Source organism: Desulfovulcanus ferrireducens, from assembly GCF_018704065.1.
Lineage (GTDB): Bacteria > Desulfobacterota > Desulfovibrionia > Desulfovibrionales > Desulfonatronovibrionaceae > Desulfovulcanus > Desulfovulcanus ferrireducens.
Genome location: NZ_JAGUQP010000029.1, coordinates 15,078 through 32,028, shown reverse-complemented (window position 1 = coordinate 32,028; position 16,951 = coordinate 15,078). Strand labels below are relative to the sequence as shown.

The 16,951-nt window shown below is 43.3% G+C and carries 16 protein-coding genes; 9 read left to right on the top strand and 7 right to left on the bottom strand.

Features of this window, described 5'->3' with window-relative positions; translation table 11 throughout:
* The first annotated feature begins 824 nt into the window (after positions 1-824).
* Entirely contained in the window at positions 825-2,051 is a 1,227-nt protein-coding gene (locus tag KFV02_RS09910) for a peptidase U32 family protein (protein ID WP_252381395.1), read from the top strand.
* On the opposite strand, the gene larC is transcribed toward KFV02_RS09910, so the two are convergent.
* On the bottom strand, positions 2,048-3,199 hold the full coding sequence (gene larC, locus KFV02_RS09905) for a nickel pincer cofactor biosynthesis protein LarC (RefSeq protein WP_252381394.1): 1,152 nt from the start codon (positions 3,197-3,199) through the stop codon (positions 2,048-2,050). The genes KFV02_RS09910 and larC overlap by 4 nt on opposite strands.
* A 110-nt stretch (positions 3,200-3,309) precedes the next feature.
* On the bottom strand, positions 3,310-4,350 hold the full coding sequence (locus tag KFV02_RS09900; protein WP_252381393.1) for a putative nucleotidyltransferase substrate binding domain-containing protein: 1,041 nt from the start codon (positions 4,348-4,350) through the stop codon (positions 3,310-3,312).
* A 204-nt stretch (positions 4,351-4,554) separates the two neighbouring features.
* Here KFV02_RS09900 and KFV02_RS09895 point away from each other — a divergent pair, with 204 nt between their 5' ends.
* The 6 genes from KFV02_RS09895 (at position 4,555) to gltX (ending at position 9,748) form a co-directional block, all read left to right on the top strand.
* Positions 4,555-4,806 carry a DUF485 domain-containing protein gene (locus tag KFV02_RS09895; protein WP_252381392.1) on the top strand — a complete coding sequence of 84 codons (252 nt, stop codon included), beginning with the start codon at positions 4,555-4,557 and terminating at the stop codon, positions 4,804-4,806.
* A gap of 14 nt (positions 4,807-4,820) precedes the next feature.
* Positions 4,821-6,395: a sodium/solute symporter gene (locus tag KFV02_RS09890; protein WP_252381391.1), complete on the top strand. Its 1,575-nt coding sequence runs from the start codon at positions 4,821-4,823 to the stop codon at positions 6,393-6,395.
* A gap of 132 nt (positions 6,396-6,527) precedes the next feature.
* Positions 6,528-7,205 (top strand): CBS and ACT domain-containing protein, encoded by a 678-nt coding sequence (locus KFV02_RS09885; RefSeq protein ID WP_252381390.1) that lies wholly within the window; start codon positions 6,528-6,530, stop codon positions 7,203-7,205.
* A gap of 32 nt (positions 7,206-7,237) precedes the next feature.
* Positions 7,238-8,014 carry a sugar phosphate isomerase/epimerase family protein gene (locus KFV02_RS09880; protein ID WP_252381389.1) on the top strand — a complete coding sequence of 259 codons (777 nt, stop codon included), beginning with the start codon at positions 7,238-7,240 and terminating at the stop codon, positions 8,012-8,014.
* A gap of 15 nt (positions 8,015-8,029) precedes the next feature.
* Complete coding sequence (locus KFV02_RS09875) at positions 8,030-8,251, top strand: NifU family protein (protein ID WP_252381388.1); 222 nt, start codon at positions 8,030-8,032, stop codon at positions 8,249-8,251.
* A 102-nt stretch (positions 8,252-8,353) separates the two neighbouring features.
* Positions 8,354-9,748, top strand: a complete 1,395-nt coding sequence (gene gltX / locus KFV02_RS09870) for a glutamate--tRNA ligase (protein WP_252381387.1) — start codon at positions 8,354-8,356, stop codon at positions 9,746-9,748.
* A 144-nt stretch (positions 9,749-9,892) separates the two neighbouring features.
* Here gltX and KFV02_RS09865 read toward each other — a convergent pair whose 3' ends face one another.
* From KFV02_RS09865 to KFV02_RS09845, 5 genes are all read right to left on the bottom strand, one after another.
* The gene (locus KFV02_RS09865; protein WP_252381386.1) at positions 9,893-10,117 is read right to left on the bottom strand and encodes a DUF2905 domain-containing protein; all 225 of its coding nucleotides are present in this window, start codon (positions 10,115-10,117) and stop codon (positions 9,893-9,895) included.
* A 506-nt stretch (positions 10,118-10,623) separates the two neighbouring features.
* Positions 10,624-11,751 (bottom strand): radical SAM family heme chaperone HemW, encoded by a 1,128-nt coding sequence (gene hemW / locus KFV02_RS09860; RefSeq protein WP_252381385.1) that lies wholly within the window; start codon positions 11,749-11,751, stop codon positions 10,624-10,626.
* A 14-nt stretch (positions 11,752-11,765) separates the two neighbouring features.
* On the bottom strand, positions 11,766-12,320 hold the full coding sequence (locus KFV02_RS09855) for an epoxyqueuosine reductase QueH (protein ID WP_252381384.1): 555 nt from the start codon (positions 12,318-12,320) through the stop codon (positions 11,766-11,768).
* 10 nt (positions 12,321-12,330) lie between these two features.
* On the bottom strand, positions 12,331-13,797 hold the full coding sequence (locus tag KFV02_RS09850) for an Rne/Rng family ribonuclease (protein WP_252381383.1): 1,467 nt from the start codon (positions 13,795-13,797) through the stop codon (positions 12,331-12,333).
* A 2-nt stretch (positions 13,798-13,799) separates the two neighbouring features.
* Positions 13,800-14,738, bottom strand: a complete 939-nt coding sequence (locus tag KFV02_RS09845; RefSeq protein WP_252381382.1) for a radical SAM protein — start codon at positions 14,736-14,738, stop codon at positions 13,800-13,802.
* A gap of 106 nt (positions 14,739-14,844) precedes the next feature.
* Here KFV02_RS09845 and KFV02_RS09840 point away from each other — a divergent pair, with 106 nt between their 5' ends.
* Positions 14,845-15,603 carry a tRNA (adenine-N1)-methyltransferase gene (locus tag KFV02_RS09840; protein ID WP_252381381.1) on the top strand — a complete coding sequence of 253 codons (759 nt, stop codon included), beginning with the start codon at positions 14,845-14,847 and terminating at the stop codon, positions 15,601-15,603.
* A gap of 114 nt (positions 15,604-15,717) precedes the next feature.
* The gene (locus tag KFV02_RS09835) at positions 15,718-16,860 is read left to right on the top strand and encodes an ABC transporter substrate-binding protein (RefSeq protein WP_252381380.1); all 1,143 of its coding nucleotides are present in this window, start codon (positions 15,718-15,720) and stop codon (positions 16,858-16,860) included.
* Positions 16,861-16,951 lie beyond the last annotated feature (91 nt).

Sequence of the window (16,951 nt, the reverse complement as noted above, 5' to 3'; positions counted from 1 at the left end):
AAAATTGTTCTTGAAAACAAAATAAACTAACCAATAAATTTTAACCATTAACTATTGACAAAAAACACAGTTGCTGAGTTAATTTGCGAGCGCATTTTCTTCAATGCTAACAAAGACTTGGACACATCTAAGGCTTGCTTGCGGGCTGTGCATAATGGGGTTAGTTCATAGAATGTTACTTAATGCCTTTTCTGTTGTTATGATGGGTTTCGAAAGTTCGATGGAATAACCTCCCTATGCACAGCACTTCCGCAATTTTCGCCAAGATGTGTTACCCAATCTTGAGTTTTGCTTGCGAAAAAGACAGAGCATCGGGGTGAATAGGCTAAATATTTTACGAGACTTACCATAACATCGATAGTTTAAATTGTGCGTGATAGTTTAAATTGTACGATTTTTTTGCAGTTCAAACTTTGAGATTGCTTCGCTACACTTTGTTCCACTCGCAATGACAGCAGCGAGTTCGTCATTGTGAGGGCAGCGAAGCTGTCCGTGGCAATCTCATCACCCATTGAGTGAAAATAGCTAAACTTAGGTATAATTAAAAGACTATTCGTTTATCCAAAAACCCCATTATGCTCTGTCCGCAAGCAGGTTTTGAGAACAGGTCCAGGTCTTTGTACCATCATGAAAGAAACCAGGACTGAAATAAATCTTGGAGATTAAGTTGATAAAAAGTTCGGCCACAGGCTCTTTTATTTTCTTGCTAATAATTTTGTTAGGTTTTAAGTATTAGGCGTTTATTGGGTTGGAACATCTCTTTGTTTCAAAATTTAATGTTTAAAATTTGAGACATGATACGCTATGTCTCTGCTGTGATGAAAATGTCATATCCTGAACTTCTTTGCCCGGCAGGTAATTTTGATAAGCTGAAAACAGCCATTTTTTACGGAGCCGATGCCGTCTATCTGGGCGGTACAGACCTAAACCTTCGCGCCAAAACTCAAGGTTTTGACTTTGATGATCTGGAGCGCGCCTTAGAATTCGCACATGAAAAAGGCGTGAAGGTTTATTTTTGTCTCAATCTGCTTGCCCTTGAACACCATCTTCCCACGGTGGAGGCATATCTTCACCGGCTGGCCCCGTTGCAGATTGATGGGCTGATCATTGCTGACCCGGGGATTATTAGCCTGGCCCAAAAGGTCTGTCCGCACATACCCATCCACCTGAGTACCCAGGCTAATACCAGTAACAGCGCAAGCGTGGCCTTTTGGCGAAAGATGGGCATAAAGAGGGTCAACCTGGCTCGCGAACTGGGGTTTAAGGCCATTCGAGCCATAGCAACCCAGGTTAAATATATTGAGTTGGAACTGTTTGTGCACGGAGCCATGTGCATGGCCATATCCGGGCGATGCTTTTTGAGTGCCTACATGAATGAGCGTTCGGCCAATCAAGGGTTATGCACACATCCTTGCCGTTTTGAGTATAGGCCCATAACCTTTCAGGTTGAGGAGAAGACCAGGCCCGGAAAGGTTCTGTGGGAAGTTATCGAGCAGGAAGAGTTTTCCAGGCTTTTTAGTGCCGAAGACCTGTGTTTGATCAAGTATTTAAGCTGGCTGAAAAAAGTTGGAATTGCTTCTCTGAAGATTGAAGGGCGGATGAAAACCACATCCTACCTGGCTCAGGTTGTGGATGTATATAAAACAGCACTCAATGCTTTGGAGAGCAAAGAATTTGACCTGGATATTTACCTCCGGGAGCTTAGAAATACCAGTACCAGGCCTTTGGGTTCCGGCTTTTTTCTGCCACAAAGAAAAATTTTTGTTTCCCCCCTGGCCAAAAATGAGAAGAAAATTATCCTGGCCCAAGTCGTTGAGCAGCTAGATGCGCATAAATGGCGGGTCAGAGTCAAAGAAAAATGGGATAGAAATTTAGATGTTGAACTCGTCTGTCCGGGGCTAAAGCGGCCAGTACTAAAAAACAGTGACTATGCACTGGAAAAGGAAAACGGCGAGCAAATTTCTTTGGTCCACCCGGGGTTGAGCGCCATTTTTTGCACTGACCATCCCCTGGTCACGGAAAATATTTTTATCCGGTTGCACAGACCCTAGTCTATTTCCTGTAAATCTTGCATTAAAAGTCTTAGTTCGACCACAGAAAGACCTGTTTTTTGGGCTAATTTTTTTAGCGATTCATTTTCCGGCCGCAAAAATTGATTATTTTTCCAGGTTATCTTTTTGGCCTGCACATCCCCCCATTTTGTCCTGGCCGTTGATTCCTGCCGAGGAAGCATGACCCTTTGCACCTTGCGTATCCTTAAGCCCAGGGTCAGACTATGTTTAAAAAAGATATCTTCCACTGTGTGCAAATGTTCAGGCGGGGACAAGACCTGGAGCATTCCGCCTGGCCTGTTTTTTTTCATCACTCCGGGCAAATAGATGACGTCCAGGGCCCCTGAGGCCAATACCTGGTCAAAAAAAAGCCCCAACTCTTCCCCTGTAAGATGGTCAACGTTTGACTCCAGGACATAAACCTCATCAGCAGGGGTTATTTCCTCTTCTAGTAAATAAACACGCAGGCCATTAAATCCTTTCCTGGTTTTCCCAAAACCGATACCAGTTCCGCGTAAAATACCACAAGGACCAGGTTTAAATTCATCAACTACCTGGTCTATAATCAGTGCGCCTGTTGGGGTGATGATTTCCCAGTCAAAATCTGAATCCTGGACAGGCTTGTCCAGGAGCAAAAGGGTAGTGGCCGGGGCTGGAAGGGATATTTTGCCGTGGGCACAATTTATTTTTCCCCGGAACCAGGGGACAGGTGAAGAATAGACCTTTTCAATGCCCAACTCATGTAGTCCCCAAAAGGCCCCGACTATGTCCACCAAGGTATCCATAGCCCCGATTTCGTGAAAATGGACCTTGTCTGGGTGTATGTTGTGTACTCTGCCTTCTACCCGGGCCAGTTGCTTAAAGGCCTGAACTACCTTGTGAAAAATGTTTTCTTGTATCTTCAAGTTTTGAACTAGAGGCAAAATATCTTTAAGTGTCCTGAGGGGCTGATTTTGATTATAAATTATGTCCACCTGCCTGCCACCAACACCACACCGTTGTTCTTCTTTAACTTCAATAGTTGCTTTGAGCCCGGCTTCTTCAAAAATTTTTTCCAGTTTAGAGAAGTCTAGACCAAGGTCAGCCAGAGCCGCCAGAAACATATCTCCGCTGATGCCAAACTCGCAGTCAATGTATAAAGTTTTCATATTGTTTGATCCTTTTAAATGGAAATTCAATAGTCTCCCCGCATACTGTTTTTACGACAGGGTAAAAACAAGATACATTCTTTTATAGTTCTAAAAATACAGCTTGAGAATCAGACACTAAATTGCGTCCCCATAAAGACCAATTTCAAAAATTTGTCTAGATTATTCAGCCATCTTTTCAGTCTTTTCTGTTCATCTTTAGGCAACAAATAAGGGTTCAGGTAATTATGTCCTTGTTTTTGTTCTTTTAGACAGGAAGTGCCAATCTCTATCCTTTTTAGTTGGGTCCATTGCCAGAGTTCTTTTAAGGCCTGTGCCATGCTCTTTTCTATGTGACCTGCTTCCTGTAGTTTTCGGATGCGATCCACCGTATTCACTTCCTTAAGCGCATATTTTAAGGCCAAAATTCGAACTCCGTTGGTTAGGTGAGCCAGGATACTTTTTTTAAGGTTTAATTGCCCTCTGTGTGCTTCCTTTTTTTCCAGAATGAAATTGCCCCAAAAAGAGAGCGGGACTCTATATTGTTGCAGTTCATCGATTAAAAATTTTAAAACCAAAGGTTTGGTGCGTACATACTCCCATAATTCTTCTCTAAGTTCCAAAGCCTCATCTGGGCAGCCAAAAAGGGGGGTGAAATCTAAAATCAACCCAAATTGCCAGGGTCCTTTTTCCAGCGGATTCGACAACCAATTAATAAGCCTTTCTTTCCATTGTTTTTTATCTCCGCGCCAGTCTGGATTATTGATCATCACATTTCCCGGACATAGGTTTAGACCTGCTCCGTCCAACGTCATAATTATATTTTGGCAGGCCTCTTCCAACTCATACTCATCGGGTTTTTTTAGCCATAAAAGCCCATTGTCCTGATCGGATGTGAGTACCTGTTCTCCTCTGCCTCCTGAACCAAACTCCAAAAAAGTACATTCTCTTAGCCAGGAGAACTCCAGGGAAAATATAGTCAAAGTATTCTGAATAACCTTTTCATTAAATCCAGAAATTAATTTGCACAGCTTATAGGTTGAAATTTTTTGGCTCATCCAGCTTTGCACTAGCCTAAGGCGCAGATTGCGTATTTCCGCCAACTTTCCCTCTTCAATAAGAGATTTAAAGTCGATGTCCTTAAGGTTTTGCTCTAACTTCAAAGCGCCCATAATTACAACTCCTTAAAAAACTCCGGCCAACGAATAATGTGCGTTAAACGGCAAAAAATGAGGGTTAAATGGGTTATATTTATCATAAATGTTCAATAGGTTGCAGTTACTGTTAAAAAAAATATTTACTTGCAATTGTTAAAGAAATCCTGATAATAATTTTTCTATAATCATTTATAATAAAGAGGAAAAGGAGGTATGGCCATGGACGTCAATGAATTACGCAAAAAACAATTAAGATTCGCTTTGATTTTTGGAATTCCGTATTTTTTATTCATTCTTTTTATCTATTTGTTAACCTATTTGGCCAAAGACTGGATTGCCGGAGTCACGATTTTCTCTCTTCCTCTTCATTATTTTCTGGTTGCTGTTTTTGTCTATCCCATAACTTGGATAGTCTTTATATATTATGTCAAAAAGGCCAATAACATGGAAGATGAAATAAAAAAGTTATAAGGGGGGGGAGAGTTATGGACGTTGGCTATCAAGTCCCTGTTACTGCTTTGGTCCTGATAGGATTGATGCTTCTTTTTACTGTCATCACCACCTGGATGTTTCGCATCCAGAAAACATCGGCTGATTATTATCTTGCTGGTCGTAAGGTAAACAGCTTTATCAACGCCTCAGCGATCTCCAGTGACTATTTGAGTGCCGCTTCTTTTCTGGGTGTAGCTGGAATCGCTTTTTTGAAAGGTTTTGACGGTATAATCTATGCGCTTGGTTTTTTTGTAGGTTACATTGCCTTACTTTTATTTATGGCTTCACCTCTTAGAAAATTTGGTAAATATACAGTGCCGGATTTTGTATCAGAAAGGTTTCATTCCAAGGGAGCTAGAGTTCTGGGGGTCATTGGTGTTCTTTTTATTTCGTTGTTTTACATGGCCCCGCAAATGCTTGGAGCGGGTAAGGTCATGGGGTTGCTTTTGGGCATGAGTTATCAGGCTGCCATTGTGGTTATCGCTTTGATCATTACCGCTTATGTAGCTGTGGGCGGGATGAAAGGTACCACCATCAACCAATTGGTCCAATTCTGGATTTTATTCGGCTCCATGTTCCTTTTAGCTTTTATTCCCTTTGTGCTCAAGGGTTACACCTACACGGATGTGGTAAATTTTATACAATCTTTTAACGGTACAGAGCCCATTACCAATAAAACATTTGTGGGCAGTGCCTATATTCAACCAGGTTACTGGCTGACTAACCTCAAAGATACTCTGTCCTTGCTCCTGGCTTTGATGTTTGGCACAGCCGGTTTGCCCCATATTCTGGTTCGTTTTTATACTGCTCCGGATGGCAAGGCTGCCCGGCGTACGGTTATTTATGTTCTTCTCCTTATAGGTCTATTCTATATTTTGTCTCCCTATGTGGGCCATGTCATGCGCTATGTGTTTTTACGCAGCAATGAGCTTGGGTTGAGCCCTCATCTGACCAAATGGCTGGCAGAGAATGGTAAAAATTTGGCTGTGCCTGTAGCCGGGTCTTATTTTGGCGGTCAGATCCTTCTCGGCATTGTTGTCGCGGGAGCCTTTGCGGCCATCTTGTCTACTGTTGCAGGTTTGATAATTGCCTGTGCCGGTGCTATTGGACACGATCTTGTGGTCAATATATTTAATCCGGACATGCCGGAAAAAAATCGGGTCAAAATAGCCCGCCTGGCCTCAGTTGGTATCGGTCTTTTGGGGATCCCACTGGGTTTTGCGGCTGAAAAGATGCAGATCGCTGTCCTTGTGGGGTTGGCTTTTGCCATTGCCGCATCAACGTTTTTTCCTGTCTTGGTCATGGGTATCTGGTGGCCCAAAATGACCAAAAACGGAGCCATTGCCGGACTGTTAACCGGCATAATTGGCTCATTTATCATGATTTTAGGAAAATCTTATCTGCCGACAATGCTTCAATTTAAGAATCCCGGAGGCTTTGTCATGGTCCTGGGCTTTTTGGCTATCTATATCTTTTCTAAATTGGAATATGCATCCAAAAAGGAGGATGCTCTCCCGCCGGATGTGGATAAGGTCATGGCCATACTTCATGGGCCAGAGCAAACATAAAAAAATGCCGGGTTTACCCGGCATTTTTTTATGAGTCCGATTTATTTTTGCCATTGCCAGTCCGTCCAATAATGTTTAATAGATTTCCATAGTTACCATCCTGTTTAATATTGAATAAAAAAGGAGGCAGAGATGCTAATTAAGGATTGGATGACCAAAGATGTTATCACTGTTACCCCTGACACATCTATGATGAAGGCTTCTAAAATTTTGAAGGATAAAAATATTCGTAGATTGCCGGTTGTAGATGAAAGGGGCAAGTTGGTGGGCATTGTCACCGACAGAGATATTAAAGAGGCTTCCCCATCTAAAGCCACTACTTTAGATGTGCATGAACTCTATTATCTTCTCTCTGAGATCAAGGTTAAGGATATAATGACACCTAATCCCTACACTATAAATATTAATGATACTGTAGAAAAAGCAGCCGCCAAAATGCTGGATAAAAAAATCGAAGGCCTGCCTGTTGTTGACGATGATCAGAATGTGGTCGGTATCATTACTGATACGGATATATTTAAGGTTCTTGTCAATATCACCGGAGTTTACCTGGATGGGGTGCAGATGGGCTTTAAGCTCCCTAATGAGCCTGGTTCATTGAAAAAGATTCTGGATGACCTGAGGGCTCATAAAGCCAGAATTATAAGTATCCTCAGTGCATATGAGCAGCCGGAACCAGGGTTTAGACATGTCTACATCCGTATCCACGGTATGGAAAAAGCCGAAGAAAATAAGCTGCGAGCAGAACTTGAGCAAAAATACGACCTTCTTTTCTGGGTCAGAGATCATTTTTATCCGAAAGTTAGTTAATGATTAAAGAAGCTTAGTTTTTCCTTTAATCCATGGCCGACCAACCCACGTTCCTTCTTTCTTCAGGTTGCTTATTCCACCTGCCCCTGTCTGAATGCGCGCGAATTGCCAGGGATGCAGGTTTTGACGGACTCGAACTCATTCTCAATCACCCTGAACTTTTGGATGTTCAACAAACCATGACTCAAACCCGGGGCATGCCAATTTTAAGTCTGCATGCCCCTTTCAGGCAATGGAGTCTATGGGGTGGACACCTGCGGGCTTGGGAAAAAAGCGTTATTTTGGGGAATAAACTCCCGGAGCTGCAAAATATCACCTTGCATCCTCCAGCTTTCAAACTCAGTCAGCTCGCTCATTTCTGGTGGTATGCCAAAACCAGAAATTTGCCTGAAGATTTAAAGGCCAATGTAGGCTTATCTCTGGAAAATTTGCCTACAGTGGCAGACAATCCTTTTGGGCGAGATCCCTTTAAAGGACATATTGAGCAATGTATAAACAAAAATGTTAATCTGACTCTGGATGTGTGTCACCTCGGGATAAGCAACAAGGATATTCTTCAAGCCTTGGATGAGTTCCCCCTGGACATACTCGTCAATGTCCACTTTTCTGATGCACGCGGTCTACAGGAGCATCTTTGGCCAGGCGATGGAGAATTGCCTTTGGATAATTTTCTGCGTTTGTTAAGAGAAAAGAAGTACGGCAATCTTTTGACTTTGGAAGTGGGTCCGGCTACTCTGCCGCAAAAAAGAGAGGAAATTGTGTCTAAGCTTAAAAAATTTTTAGATTGGGTTAAAAATTTATTTGTTTGATAATAGGAGGAAACTATGCGTGAAAAAGTTGAGCAAGTTCTGGATAAAATCAGGCCTACTTTACAGGCTGATGGTGGGGATGTAGAATTAGTTGAAGTGACAGATAACGGAATAGTCAAAGTAAGGCTAAAGGGTGCCTGCCAGGGTTGCCCCATGTCTCAGATGACTCTTAAAAATGGCATTGAACGCCTTCTTCTCAAAGAAATTCCGGAACTAAAGGCTGTAGAAGCAGTTTAAGGCTGGTAGAATGGTTGAGCAGTCGAATAGTTGGACATTACCCAGCAAACCGTGTGTTCAATATAAGTATTAGTCCTAAACCTTAAACCCCAACATAAAAATATGACCAAAGTAATTACCCGATTTGCTCCCAGCCCCACTGGTTATCTGCATATTGGCGGTGCTAGAACCGCTCTCTTCAACTGGCTCCTGGCCCGAAAAAATGGCGGGGAGTTTATCCTACGCATTGAAGATACCGATCTTGAACGTTCAAGAGAAGAAATGACCCAGGCCATTCTGGATGCAATGGATTGGCTTGGTTTGGATTATGATCAGGGGCCATATTTTCAAAGCCAGCGTTTAGACCTATATCGTGAATATATCCAGAAGTTGGTGGACACGGGCCAGGCCTACTATTGCCAGTGTACCCCTGAAGAAGTGGATGCCATGCGTGAAGAAGCAAGGGCCAAAGGCCTTAAGCCTAAATACAATGGCCGCTGCCGGGAAAAAAATCTTGGCCCGGGTCCTGGGCGGGTTATTCGCTTAAAGGCCCCTTTGGCTGGCCAAACAGCATTTCATGATCTGGTCAAAGGACCGATTGCTGTAAATAATGAAGAATTGGATGATTTTGTACTCCAGAGAGCTGATGGCACACCTACCTATAACCTGGCCGTGGTGGTGGATGATGCGACTATGGGGGTAACCCATGTTTTGCGCGGGGACGATCATATCAACAATACCCCCAAACAGATCCTCATCTACAGGGCCTTGGAGCTTAACGTGCCTCTTTTTGGGCATGTGCCCATGATTCTGGGGCCTGACAAGAAAAAACTTTCCAAGCGCCACGGCGCTACGTCAGTAATGAAATACAAAGAAATGGGCTTTTTGCCTGAAGCCATGATCAACTATCTGGTACGTTTGGGCTGGGCCTATGGGGATGAAGAGATATTCTCCCGCGAAGAGCTGATTGAAAAGTTTTCCTTGGAAAACTTGAGCAAGTCAGCCAGTGTCTTTGATATGGATAAATTATTGTGGTTGAATAGCCACTACATAAAGGAAGGAGATCCCCGACGGTTGGCCAGGCTTCTAAGCGAGCATATCCGGGACAGTCACTCAGACTTAGACTTGACCTACCTGGAAAAGATTGTGCCCCTGCTTCAGCCCAGGGCTAAAACGATTATGGAAATGGCCGACCAGGCAGAGTTCTTTTTGGTTGCCGATGATCAGCTCCAGTATGACGCAAAAGCAGTGCAAAAATTCCTGTCAGATGAGGCCAGAAACCACCTTCAGGAGATCATCAGGCGTTTGGAGCAGGCTGAAACCTTTGATCGGCAAGAGCTGGAAAATATTTTGGCAAAATACCTGGAAGATGCTAACATAAAATTTAAGGTCATAGCCCAACCCATTCGGGTGGCCATCACCGGCAGGACTGCCAGTCCCGGTCTCTTCGAGACTATGGAAGTTCTGGGGAAAGAACGGACTATTAGGAGGATGAAGAGGGCGTTGAATAGAATTTAAGGAAGGAAGTTGAGAAGATAAGAGGTTAAGAAGTTAGGCAAGTATGCAGCTTGAATGAAGATTTGGCCGTAATGGCGAAAAAACTAGCTTTGCAACTACGGATTGGCCTGTCTTCTTATCTTCCCAACTTCTCAACTACCTTCTTCATCTGCGCCAAAGAGAAAAGATCAGAGTCAAAATAATACTTATGACTAGACAGGTCACCCAGGGAAAGTAAAATTTAAAATTCCCCCGTTCATAGACAATATCTCCAGGTAGGTGGCCTAATTTTAGAGGCAGTTTATCGCCAAAGAGTAAAAAGAGGCCTATTCCGATTAGAATCAGGCCAAAGACGATTAAAAGTTTACCTATTTCAGACCACTCGCCCATATCTTTTCTCCTTTTTAGCCTGTGCCCGAACCCTCCTATTTTAACCGCTGAATGAAAGTCTTGGTTTCTGAAATGCATTACAAACGGCTTGGGTAACCCAATCTTAATGAAGCTTGCGGAAAAACAGAGCATCGGGATGAATGGGCTAAATACTTTGCGATACTGACATAACTATCGACAGTTTAAATTGAGCGATTTTTTTTGCAGTTCAAACTTTGAGATTGCTTCGCTACACTTTGTTCCACTCGCAATGACAGGAGCGAGTTCGTCATTGCGAGGGCAGCGAAGCTGTCCGTGGCAATCTCACCCATTGAGTGAAAATGGCTCAACTCAGCTATAATTAAAAGAATATTTGTTTACCCAAAATATCCCATTATGCTCTGTCCGCAAGCAAGTTTTAGATGGGTTCAAGTCTTTGTACCAGCATGAAAGAAACCAAGACAGGAATGAACAATGGAAATTGAGTTGATAACAGGTTCGGCCACAGGCTTTTTTAACCTTATTCTTTAAGCCTCCTCCATAAATCGTTCAATAATGGTATCGCTGACCAGCATTCCGGTCTTGGTCAAGCGTAAATAACCATTGCAAAGTCTTATCAGATGGTTTTTATGCAGCAGATTTACCAGAGTTGCATATTCTTGGACAAAATTTTTTCCAGTCAATCGTCGATATGTTTTAAGTTTTAGTCCCTTGCTGGTGCGCAAGGAGAGCATAACCAGTTCATTGGTTTTCTTCTTCTCATCCAAAAACTCATATTCAAGACCTTTATACTTTTGCTCTACCAGCTTTTGATAATCCTTGATGTTAGCCGGGTTCTGCCAGCGTTTGTCTTTTATGGTAGAGACTGCCGAAGGACCCAGGCCTAAAAAGTCCTGTCCATCCCAGTAACCTTGGTTGTGTCTACATGAATAACCTATTCGAGCAAAATTGGAGATTTCATATTGAAGGTATCCTTCGCTTTCCAGAAGTTCCCCCCCATAAACATACATTTTACCCTGTTCATTTTCATCAGGCAGGGTGAGTTTATCTTTTATTTGAGCTAGTTTTGTCCCGGGTTCAATGGTAAGGGCATAGCAGGATATATGTTCTGGTTTTAATTTAACCACTTTTTTTAACATGCCAAGCCATTTGGGTAATGTCTGTCCTGGCAGGCCCCAGATAAAATCCAGGCTGATATTGGCAAAGCCTGCTTCACGTAGAAGCCTGAAAGAAGTGTGTGCCTGCTTGGCCGTGTGTACCCGACCCAAGAAATTCAGGTCTTCATCATTTAGACTTTGTATCCCAAGACTGATTCGATTTACGCCAATTTTTCTTAGGGCTGAAACCTTCTCTTTTTTATCAAGGGATTCTGGGTTTGCCTCTAAAGTAAATTCCAAGGCAGGAGCCAGGTGAAAGTATTTGTTGATCCAATTAATAATCCGGTCAAGAATTTCTGAAGATAAAAGAGAAGGAGTGCCGCCGCCAAAATAGATACTGGAGATAGCCGGAAAATTAAATTCATTGGACCAGAATACAATCTCATTTTTCAGGCTGGTCAGGTAAATCTGGACCATCTCCGGCACAAGTTTCTGGGAAAAAAAGGCACAATAATTACATTTTTTCCGGCAAAAAGGAAAATGAACATAGAGGAGCATTTTATGTTTCGTAACTACTGACCTGTCAGTAATTTTTTATACCGTTCAAACTCACTGTAGATACAACCGCAATATTGCTGCCGATAAATTTTCCATTCTTTTGAAATCTTAATTCCTTGTTTCCACCCCTGACGAAAATCAACATATAAAAACTGAACCTTGCCGCTTCCAGCCAGGTCACGGCCCAAACCGGCGATCTGATCGTGTTTTTGGAACTTGCTATAGAGTAAAGTGGTTGTAAAATAATCAAAGTTCCCTCGCTTTGCGATGGCCGCTGCCCGCTCCAGGCGCATCTGATAACAGTAAAAGCAGCGGTTCTCCTCCCTGAATACTACCTGCCGCAGATAAAGACCAGGGTCATAATCCTCGTCTTTGAAGATGACTTTGACCTCCAATCTGGCTGCCACCTCCTGCAGTGCCTGCTTGCGCCGTACATATTCCTGCAAGGGATGAATATTGGGATTGTAATAAAGGCCAACGACTTCATACCCCTGTTTTTTTAGCCAGGTTAATGGATAAATGGCGCAAGGGCCACAGCAAATATGAAGAAGAACCCTTTTTTTGTCCATCAGTAGTTGCCTAACTTAGCTTCTGAGGCACGATGTGAACGTGTCGCTCGAACTTGATTTCCCAGTCCCGGAGTTTATCCCGTTTGTGGTTCAATAAGTACAGGGCCAATTCAGGATCTGCTTTGAACTCAAAAGGTTCGGGGCAATTTTTACGGCGCAGGCCACGATAAATTTCCTTTAAGGCTTGCTGAGCTTGCCATTCCAAATTCCTGACCATACCTGTCCCCTGGCAGTGCGGACAGTTTTGCATGGTTACGGACAAGGCCGATATTCCCAGACGCTGCCGGACCAATTGAACCAATCCAAACCTGGACATGGGATTCATTTCTGTGCGTGCCTTGTCTGACTTCAGGCCGGCTCTTAAAGTTTTTTCCACTTCTCTTATGTATTTTTTGTCTTTCATTTCGATGAAATCAATAACTATCTGTCCTCCCACATCACGAAGTCTTAGTTGATGAGGTATTTCTTCAGCTGCCTCTAAATTTGCCTTGAAGGCCATCTCCTTGAAATTTTTTTCTCCCGCGATTTTCCCGGAATTGATATCTACGGCCATCAAGGCCTCGGTCTGATCAAAGACCAACCTGGCTCCGCAGGGTAGCTCCACCTCACGAGAATAAATCTGGGCTAGTTGACCTTCTAAGTTAAACCTCTCCAGCAGGGTTTTTCCAGTATCAGAATGGAATTTGACCATTTTTTTGCGTCTGGGAAAAATCAGGGAGACAAATTCGCGCACCTGCTCAGCAGTTTCTTCATGGTCGACCCATACTTCTGCCACATCCTGGGTCAGATAGTCTCGGATTGCCCGAAAGGCCAAGTCCTTCTCTTCATAAATCAAGGCCGGAGCGGATTCTGAAACACCTCGCTTGCGGACCTCTTTCCACAGCCGCTTCAGGAATTGTAAATCCCTGGACAGGCTGGCCTTACTCTGACCTTCGCTGGCTGTGCGTACAATAACCCCTAAACCCGTCTCCAGTTTGAATTCTTCGACAATCTTGCGCAGCCTTTCTCTTTCTTTCTCATTGGTAATTTTTCTAGAAATTCCAAGTTGTTCCCGACCAGGGGTGAGAACAAAATACCTTCCGGGCAGAGACAGGTAAGTTGTTAAAAAAGCTCCTTTGTTTCCGGTTGGCTCCTTGACCACCTGAACCAGGATTTCCTGTCCAGGCCTTAGCACCCTTTGCAGAGGGGGGTATTTATGGCCTTTTAATGGTTTGATGTCCGAGTGATAATATTCGGGATGGACTTCATCCACTTGCAGGAAACCATTTTTTGGGCCCCCGTAATTAATGAACGCTGCCTGCAGTGCCGGATCAATGTTGTGGATTTTTCCTTTGTAAATATTGCCCTTGGTCTTGGATTGATGCAACATTTCCACATAATATTCCTGTAGACGGCCATCTTCAGCCAGGGCCACTTCAATCTGCTCTCCTGGCAAAACACTGATAAACATTTTTCTTTTTCTTTGTTTACTAGGCATTTTTACCTCTTATCAACTGTGTAAAATTCTTTTGTATTCTTGCTGTCATAATTTTTTGTCACAATTCCTTTGTTTTCCAATCTGGTTAAAATTTCGCTGAGTTCTTCCTCCCCCATACTCAACGCCAGGGCCAGGTCTTTTTTTGTTTGTGGTCTTCTTGTAAGGGAGGCCAGAATTATGTCTTCATCCGCCCGGACTTTAATCTTTTGGCCTTCAATTTTTTGTGCTGGCTCGGTGGTTGCACCTAGAACCTTTTGCCACTTGTTTATAGCGCTTTTACTTAAGAGACAATCTTTGATGTATGCCCCGGGCCTGGTCATGCCGACAACGTCCACTCTGTCTGCTTTAAACTGTAAACAAAATTTTTGTAAACCCTCTAAATTCTGCAGGCTATCATTTATACCGGGAATTAGAAGGATTTCTAAAAAAACTTTACCGTTAAATTCCCTTCTCCAGGTTAAAAGTCCGGCTATGATTTTTTTTAAACTTACACCCGAACAAGGGCGATTCAGTTTTTTAAATTCGGTTTCAACAACAGTATCCAGCGAAGGCAAGACTACATCGGCCAGGCTTATTTCTTTTCTGACATGGGCATCACCAAGGAGCGTACCGTTGGTCAAAACTGCTACCGGAATCTTTGGAGCTATGAGTTTAATGCCTCGGATTATTTCTCCTAATTCCAGGTTTAAGCAGGGCTCTCCTTGTCCTCCCAAAGTGATAAAGTCAGGTTCAGGCAGGTCAAGTTCTAACCATTCTTTCAGTTCTGTAAATATTTTTTCTTTGGGCACGTAGCGTGCTCGTTTTGTTGTATGGACCTCGGTTTTACCTACCTCACAATATAGGCAGTCAAAATTACAAATTTTATTCCCTAGCAGGTCAACACCCAGGGATTTTCCCAAACGAGAAGATAAAACCGGACCAAAGATATATTTGAAGCGCATCTTTTACTCTCCTTTGTTTTTGGTTGAGTGGGTGAGTAGTTGAGTAGTTGAGTAAGTTGAGTTAGATTAAATTTTCTCAAGTTGTTTAACCAAATATGGAGGATTTATGCTCAAGCCCGGTCAACTGGTAATGTTAGTCAGTCCCAAGGGCAAGCGTTACTTTAAGCTTGCCCATCCAGATGATGTGTTGCACACCCATGATGGACAACTAGAGTTTAAAAAAGTTTTGCAGGCAGGATTTGGACAAACAGTGCCCACCCATTTGGGCCGCCCCTACCTTGTATTGAAACCAACCCTTTATGATTTGATCAAATCGATCAAAAGACAGACGCAAATAATTTATCCTAAAGAAATTGGATATATTATAATTAAACTGGGAATAGGTCCGGGCAGTAAGGTCATTGAGGCCGGGTCCGGGTCGGGGGCATTGACTACAGCCCTGGCCTGGTTTGTGGGCGAACAGGGCAAAGTCTACACCTACGAACGCAGGGAGGAGTTTTTTAAACTCTGTGCCCGGAATTTGGCAAGGGCAGGTCTTGGAAGCAGGGTAGAACAGTTTAATCATGATATTAGCGCAGGATTTTTACAAGAAAACGTCGATACTCTTTTTTTGGATGTACGCACTCCATGGGATTATCTGGAGCATATCCCTTCCGCGTTAAAACCAGGTGCACCACTTGGTTTTCTTTTGCCTACCACCAACCAGGTAAGCAAGCTCCTGGAATGCCTTGAGCAAGGGCCATTTGGCGAGATCGAGGTTCTGGAGATCCTGGTCCGTCGCTATAAACCTGTACCTCAGCGTTTGCGTCCCGACGATCGCATGGTGGCCCACACAGGCTACCTGGTTTTTGCTCGTTTAACGTGAAGCTTCCATTGCTTTTGTTGCTTATTCAGTGTAATGGTGCCTGCAAAATTTAAAATTGTAAACTAGACAAAAACAAGACCTTAGGGTCTGTCTAAACTTTTCAAGGGAGGGTTTATGAAAATTCTGAAAATTTTTTATCTGACTTTGACTATTTGTATGGCTGTAACGGTCAACGGTTTTGCCGAAGATGTCATTAAGCTGGGAGCGATATTCTCCGCATCCGGTCCTGCCTCTTTTCTGGGCGAACCAGAAAAAAATACCGCCCTTATGCTTCAGGAGCAGATTAACAGCCAGGGTGGTATTTTAGGCAAAAAGGTTGAGCTTATAATATATGACGATGAAACCGATGTTAATAAATGTGTGCTTGCCGCTGATAAGTTGCTCAAAAAAGATCGTGTGGTTGCTGTTATTGGTCCGACCACGTCCGGAAATACCCTGGCCATTGTAAATAAATTTGAGCGTGCTCGTATCCCTCTGGTTTCTTGTGCAGCTGCAGAGAAAATTGTTAAACCCGTAAAAAAATGGGTATTTAAGACTCCGCAGTCAGACCGGCATGCAGTAACCAAGATTTTAAAACACGCTAAGAGTAAAGGTTATAAAAAAATCGCGATTATCACAGTCTCTAATGGTTTTGGTCAGGCTGGCCGGGCAGTCCTTAAAGAACTGGTTCCGGCCATGGGCCTTCAACTTGTGGCCGATGAGGTCTATGGCCCTAAAGATACAGATATGACTTCCCAGCTTATCAAGATAAAAGGCCAGAACCCGGACGCAATTATTTGTTGGGGTACTAATCCTGGTCCGGCTGTTGTTGCCAGAAACCGTGTTCAGCTTGGCATTAAAACTCCGCTTTACATGAGCCACGGTGTTGCTTCGAAAAAATTTATAGAGCTTGCAGGCAAGGCCAGCGAAGGCATTATGCTTCCGGCCGGCCGACTCATAGTGGCTGATCAGATTTCTGATGACAACCCTCAAAAGCCAGTTTTAAAAGCCTATATTCAAGATTATGAATCCAAATTCCATACACCTGTTTCCACTTTTGGGGGCCATGCCTGGGATGCTTTCCATCTTATTGTGAAGGCTATTGAGATGGGCAATTCGACTAAGCCCGCAGACATTAGGAATAACCTGGAAAAGATCACTGGTTTCGTTGGTACCGGTGGCATTTTCAACTTCTCTCCTGCTGACCACAATGGCCTGGACGAAGATGCCTTTGAAATGGTCGAGATCCAGAATGGCGAGTGGAAAATCATAAAATAATGTATTGTAAAACCATTACTCTATTAAGCCAGTCGTTCTAAGAGATATGGATGGATGCGCCTGCATTTATTGCGGGCGCATTTCTCTTTAT

Coding starts and splice junctions, on each gene's coding strand:
- KFV02_RS09890 (WP_252381391.1), top strand. CDS start 4,821: ATGGACGTTGGCTATCAAGTCCCTGTTACTGCTTTGGTCCTGATAGGA.
- KFV02_RS09910 (WP_252381395.1), top strand. CDS start 825: ATGTCATATCCTGAACTTCTTTGCCCGGCAGGTAATTTTGATAAGCTG.
- KFV02_RS09875 (WP_252381388.1), top strand. CDS start 8,030: ATGCGTGAAAAAGTTGAGCAAGTTCTGGATAAAATCAGGCCTACTTTA.
- KFV02_RS09855 (WP_252381384.1), bottom strand. CDS start 12,320: ATGGACAAAAAAAGGGTTCTTCTTCATATTTGCTGTGGCCCTTGCGCC.
- gltX (WP_252381387.1), top strand. CDS start 8,354: ATGACCAAAGTAATTACCCGATTTGCTCCCAGCCCCACTGGTTATCTG.
- KFV02_RS09895 (WP_252381392.1), top strand. CDS start 4,555: ATGGACGTCAATGAATTACGCAAAAAACAATTAAGATTCGCTTTGATT.
- KFV02_RS09850 (WP_252381383.1), bottom strand. CDS start 13,797: ATGCCTAGTAAACAAAGAAAAAGAAAAATGTTTATCAGTGTTTTGCCA.
- larC (WP_252381394.1), bottom strand. CDS start 3,199: ATGAAAACTTTATACATTGACTGCGAGTTTGGCATCAGCGGAGATATG.
- KFV02_RS09840 (WP_252381381.1), top strand. CDS start 14,845: ATGCTCAAGCCCGGTCAACTGGTAATGTTAGTCAGTCCCAAGGGCAAG.
- KFV02_RS09845 (WP_252381382.1), bottom strand. CDS start 14,738: ATGCGCTTCAAATATATCTTTGGTCCGGTTTTATCTTCTCGTTTGGGA.
- KFV02_RS09865 (WP_252381386.1), bottom strand. CDS start 10,117: ATGGGCGAGTGGTCTGAAATAGGTAAACTTTTAATCGTCTTTGGCCTG.
- KFV02_RS09900 (WP_252381393.1), bottom strand. CDS start 4,350: ATGGGCGCTTTGAAGTTAGAGCAAAACCTTAAGGACATCGACTTTAAA.
- KFV02_RS09835 (WP_252381380.1), top strand. CDS start 15,718: ATGAAAATTCTGAAAATTTTTTATCTGACTTTGACTATTTGTATGGCT.
- KFV02_RS09885 (WP_252381390.1), top strand. CDS start 6,528: ATGCTAATTAAGGATTGGATGACCAAAGATGTTATCACTGTTACCCCT.
- KFV02_RS09880 (WP_252381389.1), top strand. CDS start 7,238: ATGGCCGACCAACCCACGTTCCTTCTTTCTTCAGGTTGCTTATTCCAC.
- hemW (WP_252381385.1), bottom strand. CDS start 11,751: ATGCTCCTCTATGTTCATTTTCCTTTTTGCCGGAAAAAATGTAATTAT.